Annotated in this window: 12 protein-coding genes; 7 read left to right on the top strand and 5 right to left on the bottom strand. The window is 43.9% G+C overall.

Features of this window, described 5'->3' with window-relative positions; translation table 11 throughout:
- Positions 1-161: 161 nt before the first annotated feature.
- The gene (locus tag ACE01T_RS00640) at positions 162-1,544 is read right to left on the bottom strand and encodes a Do family serine endopeptidase (protein ID WP_395518552.1); all 1,383 of its coding nucleotides are present in this window, start codon (positions 1,542-1,544) and stop codon (positions 162-164) included.
- A gap of 226 nt (positions 1,545-1,770) precedes the next feature.
- Between ACE01T_RS00640 and nadB the strand changes: the two genes are divergently transcribed.
- On the top strand, positions 1,771-3,414 hold the full coding sequence (nadB, locus tag ACE01T_RS00635; RefSeq protein ID WP_166167177.1) for an L-aspartate oxidase: 1,644 nt from the start codon (positions 1,771-1,773) through the stop codon (positions 3,412-3,414).
- Positions 3,415-3,481: 67 nt separating this feature from the next.
- Here the strand turns inward: nadB and ACE01T_RS00630 are convergent, their stop codons facing one another.
- From ACE01T_RS00630 to pabC, 4 genes are all read right to left on the bottom strand, one after another.
- Positions 3,482-3,898, bottom strand: coding sequence for a PaaI family thioesterase (locus tag ACE01T_RS00630; protein ID WP_200222787.1), 417 nt, complete (start codon positions 3,896-3,898; stop codon positions 3,482-3,484).
- A 74-nt stretch (positions 3,899-3,972) separates the two neighbouring features.
- Complete coding sequence (gene tmk / locus ACE01T_RS00625) at positions 3,973-4,578, bottom strand: dTMP kinase (protein ID WP_180042257.1); 606 nt, start codon at positions 4,576-4,578, stop codon at positions 3,973-3,975.
- A gap of 9 nt (positions 4,579-4,587) precedes the next feature.
- Positions 4,588-5,634, bottom strand: a complete 1,047-nt coding sequence (mltG, locus tag ACE01T_RS00620) for an endolytic transglycosylase MltG (RefSeq protein ID WP_395518551.1) — start codon at positions 5,632-5,634, stop codon at positions 4,588-4,590.
- Position 5,635: 1 nt separating this feature from the next.
- Positions 5,636-6,448: an aminodeoxychorismate lyase gene (pabC, locus tag ACE01T_RS00615; RefSeq protein WP_395518550.1), complete on the bottom strand. Its 813-nt coding sequence runs from the start codon at positions 6,446-6,448 to the stop codon at positions 5,636-5,638.
- 160 nt (positions 6,449-6,608) lie between these two features.
- Here pabC and ACE01T_RS00610 point away from each other — a divergent pair, with 160 nt between their 5' ends.
- The 6 genes from ACE01T_RS00610 to ACE01T_RS00585 all read left to right on the top strand — a co-directional run bounded on the left by ACE01T_RS00610 (position 6,609) and on the right by ACE01T_RS00585 (position 12,320).
- On the top strand, positions 6,609-7,613 hold the full coding sequence (locus ACE01T_RS00610) for a sulfate ABC transporter substrate-binding protein (RefSeq protein WP_180082232.1): 1,005 nt from the start codon (positions 6,609-6,611) through the stop codon (positions 7,611-7,613).
- 178 nt (positions 7,614-7,791) lie between these two features.
- A complete protein-coding gene (locus tag ACE01T_RS00605) occupies positions 7,792-8,805 on the top strand; it encodes a sulfate ABC transporter substrate-binding protein (RefSeq protein WP_395518549.1) in 1,014 nt (337 codons plus the stop codon).
- 27 nt (positions 8,806-8,832) lie between these two features.
- A complete protein-coding gene (locus ACE01T_RS00600) occupies positions 8,833-9,438 on the top strand; it encodes an alpha/beta hydrolase (protein WP_180082234.1) in 606 nt (201 codons plus the stop codon).
- Positions 9,439-9,523: 85 nt separating this feature from the next.
- Positions 9,524-10,357, top strand: coding sequence for a sulfate ABC transporter permease subunit CysT (cysT, locus tag ACE01T_RS00595; protein WP_180082235.1), 834 nt, complete (start codon positions 9,524-9,526; stop codon positions 10,355-10,357).
- Positions 10,354-11,247, top strand: a complete 894-nt coding sequence (gene cysW, locus ACE01T_RS00590; protein WP_086196155.1) for a sulfate ABC transporter permease subunit CysW — start codon at positions 10,354-10,356, stop codon at positions 11,245-11,247. Before cysT ends, cysW begins: the two co-directional genes overlap by 4 nt.
- A gap of 11 nt (positions 11,248-11,258) precedes the next feature.
- The gene (locus ACE01T_RS00585) at positions 11,259-12,320 is read left to right on the top strand and encodes a sulfate/molybdate ABC transporter ATP-binding protein (RefSeq protein ID WP_395518548.1); all 1,062 of its coding nucleotides are present in this window, start codon (positions 11,259-11,261) and stop codon (positions 12,318-12,320) included.
- The last annotated feature ends 45 nt before the right edge of the window (positions 12,321-12,365 follow it).

Raw genomic sequence — 12,365 nt, 5'->3', positions numbered from 1 at the left:
AAGATGAGATGTAACTCATTGAAATGTGTCATCATATTCGTCGTCAGAAAACAAGTATTATGCCATTATTTCAATGAGTTATCTTTTTTTGTCGTGTACAAAGTTGCAAAATATAAAAAACCACTCAGCTGTAGAGTGGTTTTCTGTTCGATGGATTCATGCTATTCAATACGCATGCCTAAAATTGCGCGCTGATCTTGACGAATAATAGAAACACGTGCAATTGAACCTTTTTTCAATTCGGATACTGTCTTAATAAAGTCATTACTATTCAAAATGGTTTTATTATTGATTTGAGTAATGATATCACCTACAGCGATACGGGATTGTGATGCGATTCCCCCTCGTTTCACTTCTTGAATCAGAATACCGCCTTTAAGCTTCAGTTGGGATTGTTCACTGGCAGTCAAATTACGAATCGTCACCCCCAAAACAGGACCTTTATTTTGTGCTGCCTGTTCCACCGGTGCCGGTGTATCATCCGGTGCAGTGGTCAAGGTTGCCGAGATATTACGGGTTTTATCATCACGTAAAACTTGCAGCTGAATGTTTTGATTCGGTGAAGTCCGGTTTAAGTAGTTGAGCAAATCAGAGGTTCTGGAAATAGGCAAGCCATTATATTTCAGGATCACATCACCCGCCTTAAAGCCTGCTCTAGCTGCCGGGGAATTGGGAGCGACCTGGGTCACCAATGAACCTTCAGGCTTGGACAGGTTATAAGATTCAGCAAGGTTACGGTCGATATCTTGCAACATCACTCCCAAATATGAACGGGTGACCTTGCCATTCTTTTTCAGCTGCTCTGCCACATCCATCGCTACATCAATAGGAATGGAGAATGACAAGCCCATATATCCGCCAGTACCGCTGAAGATACGCGAGTTTACCCCAACCACTTCACCATTCTGGTTAAACAAGGGACCGCCTGAGTTACCCGGATTCAACGCCACATCGGTTTGAATAAAGGGCACCGAGGTTTCCCCCATCATGTTACGCATTTTCGCACTGACAATACCGGCAGATGCAGAATAGTCAAAACCGAAAGGTGAACCAATAGCCAGTACCGGCTCACCGACTTTCAGCCGGTCTACATTGCCTGTACGCAGTTCAGGGAAATTGGAACCATTGACTTTCAGTAGCGCCACATCGGTACGCGCATCACTTCCGACTATGGTGGCATCAATCTCACGGCGGTCATTAAACATAATGGTCACTTTAGATGCATCTTCAACCACATGATGATTGGTTAACAGATAACCATCCTTGCTGATAAAAAATGCGCTGCCGTAAGCGGTTTTCTCTTGCTGAGCATGTTGCTGTGGAACAATCACCTGATTGCCAAAAAAGCGTTTTAAAATTTCAGGAATTTGTTGTTGGATCAGCTCTTCCTGAGTCATTTTTTTAACGACACTGACACTCACTACAGCAGGGCTGACCTGTTCAACCAGATTGGAAAAGTCTACCGAAGAAGCTGCTTGTGTTTGCATCGCTGCCATGGTGAATACAGCAGCATACATTCCTTTTTTTATATAGCGATTGTTCATATAAAGCATTCACTCCATTCATTATAAGTATGCGTAAACAGTATTTAGCATAAAACATGTCTGTCTTGGGTAATAATATGTTTGATTATATTTGTATAAACAACAGCTTAAATCTTTCTTAAAAGTTTGTTGCTTTATTACTTTTTCTCATCATACATTAGCATATTAGCTCTTGTTTTTTGATGAAAAAAGGGGTGTTATTAGCAAACTTTTTTCAAATTAGCTGATGAACATGTCTAATTTAAATACAACACATCATTTTGACGTGATCATTGTAGGCAGTGGTGGTGCAGGTTTAAGCCTGGCTTTATCATTACCAGATCATTTCAATATTGCTGTTTTGGCCAAATCGGCACTCACCGAAGCCAGTACTTTTTATGCACAAGGCGGTGTCGCGGCGGTTTTAGATGAAACTGACTCAATTGAACAGCATATTGATGACACCATGATTGCAGGTGCACATTTATGTGAGCGTGAAGCGGTCAAGCAGACTGTAGAAGGCGGCAAACCTTCGGTCGACTTTCTGCTAAAACATGGCGTGCAATTTACCTTGGATGAACAGGAACAATTGCATTTAACCCGTGAAGGCGGTCACTCCCAACGCCGTATCATCCATGCTGCAGATGCGACAGGTCGCGCCATTTCAACCACTTTGGTGCAACGTGCCCGTGAAAAGCAAAACATCACTATTTTTGAAAATTATATTGCCATTGATTTAATTACTTCAAAAAAACTCGGCCTGAAAGATCAAGAAAATCGTGCGTTGGGTTTATACGCGCTCGATGAAAAGACTGAAAAAGTCCATACCTTCTTGGCACCTTCTACAGCCTTGGCGTGTGGCGGGGCGATGAAAGCCTATCTGTATACCTCCAATCCGGATATTGCGACCGGTGATGGTATTGCCATGGCCTATCGTGCAGGTTGCAGGGTTGCCAATATGGAATTTAACCAGTTCCATCCAACCTGCCTGTATCATCCGCAAGCACGCTCCTTTTTAATTACCGAAGCCATGCGTGGTGAAGGAGCTTATTTACGCTTGCCTGATGGTGAACGTTTCATGCTGCGTTTTGATGAACGTGCTGAACTGGCACCGCGTGATATTGTGGCACGTGCTATTGACTATGAAATTAAACGTTTGGGTATCCGTCATGTCTGGCTGGATATCACGCATAAACCAGCCGAGTTTGTGAAAGAACATTTCCCTACCCTGTACGCACGTTTATTGGAACTTGGCATCGACATTACCAAAGACATGATTCCCGTGGTTCCTGCGGCGCATTATACCTGTGGCGGTGTGGTGGTCGATGAAAACAGCCAGACCGACCTTCAAGGTTTATACGCCATTGGTGAAACCTCTTATACCGGCTTACACGGTGCTAACCGGATGGCGAGTAACTCACTTTTAGAATGTTTTGTCTACGGCATGAGTGCAGCCAAACATATAGAAAGCCTGTTCAATCCAGATTATGTTTCTCCTGATGCACCAAGCTGGGATGATTCCCAAGTTATGAATCCGGATGAAAATGTCGTTATTCTGCAAAACTGGGATGAACTGCGTCAGACCATGTGGAACTATGTTGGTATTGTCCGCACCACTAAACGTCTGCAACGTGCCTTACATCGTATCGAAATGTTGAAGCGTGAAATCACTGAATATTATCAGGATTACCATGTCAGCAAAAACCTGATTGAATTACGTAACCTGGTACTGGTTTCAGAGATGATTGTACGCTGTGCCATGGCACGCAAGGAATCACGCGGTTTGCATTACACTCTGGATTATCCGGAGCTTGGGCCTGAATTACGTAAAACGGTACTAACTCCACCCAACTTCCAGGTGGAAACTCCGTTGGTCAATGTAGATGCTTAAACCCGTGTAGCCTAAATAAAAAAGCCGAACATCTTTGTTCGGCTTTTTCAATTTGCATGATATCTTTTTATTGCCGGGATGGTATGGAATAAGTACCCACTGCATGTGCAATCGGTTCATCTAAATTCATGGAATATAACCATACATCACCCACAATGAGAGCCTTGCCCACTTTCATTAATTGACAGACCGCACGAATATCCTGTGCTGCCGTCGGTTTTCTTAAAAAATTAATGGATAAATTAGTGGTGACCGCCAAGGCCACAATACCGATTTCACCCAGTATGGCAATATACAGTGCATAATCAGCAGCGGTCATCATGGTCGGCCCTGATACCGTTCCACCCGGTCTTAAATCGGCTTCATCCACATGATAGAGGATGGTGGCTCCTTTTTCAGTGACTGTTTCTATTTCACATTTTTCCAGGCTTTGCGGAAATTCACGTTGCAAAAATTCAATAATTTCGACTTTATTACTTTTCATTGTTTATAAAAAAATCTTCCATAATGTTAGCCACTATAGAAGATTTTTCATTTAAACCCAATTGCTGGGGATAACTACACCGATTGCAAACACGCAAGTGCCTGGCTAAATACCTGTTCTGGTGTTTGGGTAGCATCCAGACGTTTAATCCGTTCCCCCTGCTGTTGCCAAAGCTGCTGATAGCCTGAACGTACTTTCTCAAAGAACGTGGCTTTCTCCTGCTCAAAGCGATCTAATGCACCCCGTGCACGCGCACGTGACATCCCTAACTCAGTCGGCGCATCCAGCCAAAAAGTAACGTTCGGCATATGCGAGACAAAATTTGCATTTAATAAAGCCAGTTTTTCTTTGCTTAAGCCACGCCCTGCACATTGATAGGCAAAACTGGCATCAGTAAAACGGTCACACAGTACGGTCTTACCTGCTTTCAATGCAGGAACAATCACCTGCTGTAAATGCTGTGCACGTGCTGCGTACATTAAAAGCAGTTCTGTGTCATTCGACATGCTTTCTTCATGATTGACTGACAACAGCAGGGAACGGATTTGTTCTGCCATCGGCGTACCCCCCGGCTCACGCGTCAGTACAACTTCATGACCTTGCTGTTGCAGATAATCATAAATTTTACCAATGAGTGTGGTTTTCCCGACACCTTCAGTGCCTTCAAAACTAATAAACATCCCCACTCCTTAATTTTTTGAACGAATGACAGTTAGATATTCTTGCACAGCACGATTATGCTCATCCAAAGTTGCGCTAAATTTATGCCCACCATTACCCGTGGCGACAAAATAGATATTGCTGGAATTGTCCGGGTGCATGGCAGCTTCAATAGCTTTTTGACTTGGCAAGGCAATCGGCGTTGGCGGCAAGCCATTGTTGGTATAAGTATTATATGGCGTAGGCGTACGCAAATCGGTACGGGTGATATTGCCATTATAACGGTCACCCATGCCATAGATCACGGTTGGATCGGTTTGCAGACGCATCCCCTGTTGCAGACGACGGATAAACACCCCCGATACCTGATTTAACTCATGATCCAGACTGGTTTCTTTTTCCACAATGGAAGCCATAATCAGTGCTTCATATTTATCCTTATAAGGTAAACCACTGGCACGATTGGCCCATGCTGTATCCAAAGCCTTCATTTGACGTTTATATAAATCGGTCAAAATCTTTTTATCAGTTTCACCTCTGGCAAAGAAATAGGTATCTGGCGCAAACAGGCCTTCGGGATGGTTAAACGGAATACCCAAGGCTTTTAGCATTTGATCTTGCGGAAGATTCAACACTTCTTTAGTGACTAAATCATCTTTCTTTAGAATTTCAATTAACTGTTTAAAGGTCGTACCTTCAATCACCAGAATGCGGTTCATCTGTGCATTTTCAGCATTCGAGACCAGTTCCAGCACTTCACGTACCGACATGCCTTGACGAATTTCATAAACGCCAGCTTTCATGCTGTCATGAATCATGATTTTTTGATAAATCTTCAGGATAATAGGAAAACTGACTTTATCTTGCTGAGCTAGACGGTCAATAAAGCCTGAATAACTGTCACCATCTCCAATCGCCAGCATTTGCTTTTCACCTTGCACTGGATAGGACTTGAACAAGCTGGCACCCAAGATAACCGCAAATAATACCGTCAGACCTGCAATTAAAATAAGGATGCCTTTTAAAGGAAATCCTGATGCAGTTTTATTTTTCGATTTTTGCTTTTTGCTAGACATATTAATGAATCTGATTCAATTGAAGGATATTAAAGAGTTCAATACACGGCTGAATATTCAACGGTTTCCGGTTAAGTTCAGTCACAGCTTTCATGGGACTTAAGGCATTACAAAAAAACAGGCTTTCAAATTTTGCAATGTCTTCCATTTCAATAAACCGCTGTTCACAGTGAATACCATGCTGCTGCATTCGGGACAAAATTTCGGCCCGCATCACCCCATGCACGCCATTATAGCGAAGTTCTGGTGTAATCCAGGCATTGTTTAAACGAATGAAACAATTACTGCTTACTCCCTCCACAACAGTGCCTTGTACATCGGTCACTAAAGCTTCAGCCCATCCGCGCTGATCTGCTTCATGTTTTAACAAGACCTGTTCCAGACGGTTCAGGCTTTTTAATCCCACCAAAGCCGGCATGCTCAAGCCCAAGGCTTGCTGTAACACCCCAGATTTAATTTTCTCTATCTGAAAATCATCGACTGCTTGGGGATAAAAAAACACCCAGACATCTGCCGGATGCTCAGGCAGGCTATAGCCGCGTTGTCCCTCACCGCGACTGATGATGATTTTTAATGTGCCATTTAGTTCAAGAAACTGCTGCTGCAATACAGCCAAAGTTTTTTCAATGCAGCTTAAATCTGCCTGCAACATCAGCCGTTCACAACTTAACTGTAGCCGTGCCCGATGCAGGCTTTCAAGTTCAATTTTGCCATGCCGAACACATGCCGTGGTGAAACAGCCATCTCCGTAATGAAAAGCACGGTCCTGTAATGACACTTCATTTATTTCCCGTGCATTCTTAAAACATGGCATAACAAACATCCTGCAAATGATGACCTAGTTTAAAAATAGTGGCGCTTAATTGATAGCTTTTTTATTCATATCAAATTCGTTTCTTATTATTTTTTCAACAAAAAAGATGACGCTATGCTTGGCTCCGTTACAAAACATTAATAATTCAAAGGATAGCAAAATGCGCTCACTAAAAATCGGGGTTTTAGCAGCTCTTATTTCAGCAACGTCTTTTACTGCACTGGCAAAAGACTTTTTAAACGTTTCCTATGATCCAACGCGTGAATTATATGAAAACTACAATAAAGAGTTTGCTGTATACTGGAAGAAAACCACAGGCCAAGATATTAATTTTAAACAGTCACACGGCGGTTCTGGCAAACAGGCACGTGCCGTGATTGATGGTCTGGGTGCCGATGTGGTGACGTTGGCACTTGCAGCAGATATCGATGCGATTGCAGCAAACTCAAATTTGCTTCCAAAAGACTGGCAGAAAAAATTCCCGAATAACTCTACCCCCTATACCTCTACCATCGTTTTTTTGGTACATAAAGGCAACCCGAAAGGCATTAAAGACTGGGGCGATCTAGTCAAAAATAATGTCGGCATTATTACCCCAAACCCTAAAACCTCTGGTGGCGCCCGCTGGAACTATCTGGCAGCATGGGCTTGGGCGAAACATCAGCCAGGCGGTAACGATGCCAAAGCACAGGAGTTCGTACGTCAAATCTATAAAAACACCAAGGTCCTCGACTCTGGTGCACGCGGTGCAACCACGACATTTGCTGAACGTGGCATTGGAGATGTATTGCTGGCCTGGGAAAATGAAGCTCATTTAGCGATTCGTGAACAACCGGGCAAGTTCGAAATTATCACACCGTCTTTGTCTATTTTGGCTGAACCCCCTGTGGCGATTGTAGAGAAGAATGCACAGAAAGACGGCAACCTGAATTTAGCCAAAGCTTATCTCAACTATTTATATTCACCTGCAGGTCAAACCATTGCTGCCAATAACTTCTACCGTCCGCGCAATGCAGCAATACTGGCAAAACATAAATCCGTATTCAAACCCTTGAAACTTGTCACCATTAATAAAGAATTTGGCGGCTGGAGCAAAGTTCAAAAAGCACATTTTGAAAATGGCGGCGTATTTGACCAGATCGTAAAAGCCAATAGCACCAAATAATCTCAGTCAAGCAAACAAAGCATCAGTTTTATTCATAAGGCTGGTGCTTATTTTATGAATCCAGCCCTATTTATCTTTTTTATTCATATAAAATTCATTTTTTATTATTTTTTATGCATAAAGAATATAGCTATTCTGTACCCCTGTAATGAAACACATTAAGAATATTGAGGTTCGCATGAGCATTTCGGCAAAATTGAAACTTGGAGTTTTAGCAGCAGTTATATCTACCATTTCTTTAGGTGCTGCAGCGAAAGATTTTCTCAATGTCTCTTATGACCCAACACGCGAACTTTATGAAGACGTGAACAAAAATTTTAGCAAATACTGGGAAAGCCGTACCGGACAAAAAATTAACTTCAAGCAGTCACACGGTGGTTCTGGCAAACAGGCACGTGCGGTCATTGATGGGCTGGATGCCGATGTGGTGACTTTGGCACTTTCTGCCGACATTGATGTAATTGCGGAAAAAACCAGACAGTTACCTGCAGACTGGCAAAAGAAGCTGCCACATAACTCAACGCCATATACCTCTACCATCGTATTTTTAGTACGTAAAGGCAACCCAAAACACATTAAGGACTGGGGTGATCTGGTTAAGCCGGGGGTAGGCATTATTACACCAAATCCTAAAACCTCTGGCGGTGCACGCTGGAACTATTTAGCGGCATGGGCCTGGGCAAAACACCAGGCGGGTGGCAATGACAAAACTGCCCAAGAATTTGTGCGTAAAATTTATAAAAACACCAAGGTTCTCGATTCTGGCGCACGCGGTTCAACCACAACATTTGCAGAACGTGGCATTGGTGATGTGCTGTTGGCCTGGGAAAACGAGGCTCACTTAGCCCTTCGTGAACAGCCAGGAAAATTTGAAATTATCACGCCATCTCTGTCTATTTTGGCTGAGCCACCCGTGGCGATTGTAGATAAAAATGCAGAGAAAAAAGGCAATAAATACCTGGCTCAAGGTTACCTAAGTTTCCTTTACTCGCCACGCGGCCAGCAACTTGCGGCTGAAAACTTTTACCGTCCACGCAACGCAAAAACACTGGCGCAATACAGCAAGGTATTCAAGCCCTTAAAACTGGTCAGCATCGATCAGGAATTTGGCGGCTGGAGCAAAGTTCAAAAAGCGCACTTTGAAAATGGCGGTGTATTTGACCAAATTGTTAAAGCCAATAGTGCAAAATAATCGCATTCGATAAACAGGAGCATCGACATGATTCATACCGTAATTGTTCCAGGCGTAGGTGGCAGTGAACACGCACACTGGCAGTCGTGGCTACAACGACAACTCATGTCATGCTCCCGTGTGCAACAACAGGACTGGAACACCCCTGTGTTACAAAACTGGATTGCCGAGTTTGTAAAGACCGTGACGCCTATTCAGGGCAGCATCCAGATTGTCGCGCATAGTTTTGGTTGTTTAACTACTGTGGCAGCTTTAGCCCAGCACCCGGAACTCAATCAAAAAATTAAAAATTTGATTCTGGTTGCACCTGCCAATCCTGCCCGTTTTGGCGAAGCCGGTTTTTCACGTGATAGCCAGCAAGATTACCAATGCTATTTTCATCAGCTGAAAATTGCCGTGCCAACGACTTTACTGATCAGTGAAAACGATCCCTGGTTAAATTTTGAAGATGCCCAGCAACTTGCAAAGGCGTGGGAACTTAATCCGGTTAATCTGGGTCAGGTTGGACATATTAATGTTGCTTCCGGTTTTGGGCCTTTTCCTGAAATTTATGATTATTTAATTTCAGAAAATGTGCTGCAACATATCAATTTTACTGATGATAGCAAGTGCTTTTTCAAATTTGCAATTTAAACCCTGCAAATTATGCTTGTGCCGAATTAAACTTTTATTTTCGCTGACTTTATTGGTCAGTAGTCGCTCTTTTTAAGGAATCATCATGTCGCAGCGATCCCGAGTGCTGCCAGGATTTGGTCTTTCTCTAGGCTTTACCCTAGCGTATCTATCATTAATCGTGCTTATTCCATTATCTGCGGTGTTTATCAAATCGCTAGGTATAGGCTGGGACGGTTTATGGGAAATTTTAAGTTCAGAACGTATCTTAAAATCTTTGCAGTTAAGTTTTAGCGCTGCCCTAATTGCAGCCTTAGTCAACGTGGTGTTTGGCTTGTTACTGGCATGGTGCCTGGTGCGTTACAGTTTTCCCGGTAAACGCATTATTGATGCTTTGGTCGATTTACCCTTTGCCCTGCCTACAGCGGTGGCGGGTATTGCCCTAACCTCATTATATGCACCTACAGGCTGGATCGGTCAGTATCTGGAACCCATCGGAATTAAAGTAGCCTATACCCCGATCGGGATTACTCTGGCACTGATCTTTATTGGTATTCCTTTTGTGGTACGTACCGTACAGCCTGTACTGAGTGATCTTGAAACCGAACTTGAAGAAGCAGCATCGGCATTGGGTGCGAACCGTTTTCAGATTATCAGCAAAATTATCCTACCCATTCTGTTTCCAGCACTACTGACTGGTTTTGCATTGGCATTTGCACGCGGTGTAGGTGAATATGGTTCCGTGATCTTTATTGCAGGTAACCAGCCATTTGAAACTGAAATCGCGCCATTGATGATTATTTCCCGTCTGGAAGAATATGACTATGCCGGTGCAACCACCATTGCTGTGGTAATGCTGGTCCTGTCATTCGCGATTTTATTCCTGATTAACTTGCTCCAAGCATGGGCAAGCAAACGTACCGGGAGAACAGCACGATGAGTTTAATCACCAACAGCAATGCTTTGGCTGAGAAATTACAGTCCCGCGATGCGACGCGTGAACCGGTCTGGGTTCGTTATTTACTGCTTACGATTGCGCTGATTTTCTTTTTAAGCTGCTTGATTCTGCCTTTAATTCTGGTCTTTGTTGAAGCATTTAAACAGGGGGTTGGTGTTTATTTTCAGGCACTGGTGCATCCAGACACCTTGTCTGCGGTGAAACTGACCTTATTGACCGCTGTAATTGCCGTGCCATTAAACGTGGTCTTTGGCGTAGCAGCCGCATGGTCGGTGGCGAAGTTTAATTTCCGTGGCAAATCCATTCTCACCACCATTATTGATCTACCTTTCTCGGTTTCTCCAGTTATCGCAGGCATGATGCTGGTGCTGATTTTCGGTACTCAAGGCTGGCTTGGCGGCTGGCTGATGGACAATGACATTAAAATTTTGTATGCCGTTCCTGCCATTGTACTGGCAACCGTATTTATTACTGTGCCTTTTGTGGCGCGCGAACTGATTCCCCTGATGGAAGCGCAAGGGACCGAGGAAGAAGAAGCGGCAATTGTACTGGGTGCTTCAGGCTGGCAAACTTTCTGGAAAGTGACCTTACCCAACATTAAATGGGGTCTGATTTACGGCGTGATTCTGTGTAATGCCCGTGCCATGGGTGAATTCGGTGCAGTATCGGTGGTGTCGGGTCACATTCGTGGTGAAACCAATACCCTGCCGCTACATGTTGAAATCCTTTACAACGAATATACCTTTAGTGCGGCATTTGCAGTGTCATCGCTTCTGGCTTTACTGGCAATTGTGACCCTGATCTTGAAAACATGGGTAGAAGTGCGCCAGGAAAAACAAAACAAACGTAATGAAGATTCAACAGTTTCTTAAGGAATGACATCATGAGTATTCAAGTTAAAAATATTGAAAAACACTTTGGTGCATTCCATGCACTTAAAAATATCTCGCTCGACTTTCCCGATGGTCAGCTGGTGGCATTACTCGGCCCATCTGGCTGCGGTAAAACCACCCTGCTGCGTATTATCGCAGGGCTGGAATCGGCAGATGGCGGTCAGGTGATTCTTGAAGGCGAAGATGCAACCAATGTGCATGTACGTGAACGTGAAGTCGGCTTTGTATTCCAGCATTATGCCCTGTTCCGTCATATGACCGTATTTGACAACATTGCCTTTGGTTTACGTGTGCGCCCGCGCTCTACCCGACCATCGGAAGCTGAAATTAAAAAGCGTGTAACCCGTCTGCTTGATCTGGTGCAATTGGGCTTTCTGGCCGACCGTTATCCTGCACAGCTATCAGGGGGACAACGTCAACGTATTGCTCTGGCACGTGCTTTAGCAGTTGAACCTCGTGTATTATTGCTGGATGAACCTTTTGGCGCACTCGATGCCAAGGTACGCAAAGAACTGCGTCGCTGGTTACGTACTTTGCATGATGAATTGCATATCACCTCGATTTTCGTCACGCACGATCAGGAAGAAGCTTTGGAAGTAGCCGATCAAATCGTGGTAATGAACAAAGGCAATGTCGAACAGATCGGTTCACCGCGTGAAGTTTATGAAAAACCGGCAACGCCGTTTGTATTTGACTTCCTGGGCCAGGCCAACCGTTTCGAAGGTCAAAACCAGCAAGGCATTATCCAGATTGGTGATGACCGTCTGCAACTGCCGCAGGTGAAAGATGCTCCGCAAGGCAATGTGATTGCCTTTGCCCGTCCAAATGAATTGCGTATTCATGCCACACCGCAAGAAAATGCCATTCAGGCCACTTTTCTGCGTGAAATCTGGATTGCTGGCAAAGTCATTGCTGAACTTCAGGATCGCCAGGGCAATTTAATTGAAATTTCACTTAATTCTGAAGAAGCGAAGTTACATCAATTCAAGCCAAATCAAACAGTGTGGTTAAGTCCAACGGCATTGCACCTGTTTGCCAATGACGTCGCTTAATAACAAATAGATGGGGCAAAAACAGCCCCATCCTCTTTAGGGTAT

Origin of the sequence: Acinetobacter uliginosus (assembly GCF_044130295.1) — a bacterium.
Lineage (GTDB): Bacteria > Pseudomonadota > Gammaproteobacteria > Pseudomonadales > Moraxellaceae > Acinetobacter.
This window is presented reverse-complemented; position numbering and strand designations above follow the sequence as displayed.

What these genes read in the sequence shown, in the direction of transcription:
- pabC (WP_395518550.1), bottom strand. Translation starts at nt 6,448, where the DNA reads ATGCCATGTTTTAAGAATGCACGGGAAATAAATGAAGTGTCATTACAG.
- ACE01T_RS00630 (WP_200222787.1), bottom strand. Translation starts at nt 3,898, where the DNA reads ATGAAAAGTAATAAAGTCGAAATTATTGAATTTTTGCAACGTGAATTT.
- cysW (WP_086196155.1), top strand. Translation starts at nt 10,354, where the DNA reads ATGAGTTTAATCACCAACAGCAATGCTTTGGCTGAGAAATTACAGTCC.
- ACE01T_RS00585 (WP_395518548.1), top strand. Translation starts at nt 11,259, where the DNA reads ATGAGTATTCAAGTTAAAAATATTGAAAAACACTTTGGTGCATTCCAT.
- tmk (WP_180042257.1), bottom strand. Translation starts at nt 4,578, where the DNA reads ATGTTTATTAGTTTTGAAGGCACTGAAGGTGTCGGGAAAACCACACTC.
- ACE01T_RS00610 (WP_180082232.1), top strand. Translation starts at nt 6,609, where the DNA reads ATGCGCTCACTAAAAATCGGGGTTTTAGCAGCTCTTATTTCAGCAACG.
- ACE01T_RS00605 (WP_395518549.1), top strand. Translation starts at nt 7,792, where the DNA reads ATGAGCATTTCGGCAAAATTGAAACTTGGAGTTTTAGCAGCAGTTATA.
- ACE01T_RS00600 (WP_180082234.1), top strand. Translation starts at nt 8,833, where the DNA reads ATGATTCATACCGTAATTGTTCCAGGCGTAGGTGGCAGTGAACACGCA.
- cysT (WP_180082235.1), top strand. Translation starts at nt 9,524, where the DNA reads ATGTCGCAGCGATCCCGAGTGCTGCCAGGATTTGGTCTTTCTCTAGGC.
- mltG (WP_395518551.1), bottom strand. Translation starts at nt 5,634, where the DNA reads ATGTCTAGCAAAAAGCAAAAATCGAAAAATAAAACTGCATCAGGATTT.
- ACE01T_RS00640 (WP_395518552.1), bottom strand. Translation starts at nt 1,544, where the DNA reads ATGAACAATCGCTATATAAAAAAAGGAATGTATGCTGCTGTATTCACC.
- nadB (WP_166167177.1), top strand. Translation starts at nt 1,771, where the DNA reads ATGAACATGTCTAATTTAAATACAACACATCATTTTGACGTGATCATT.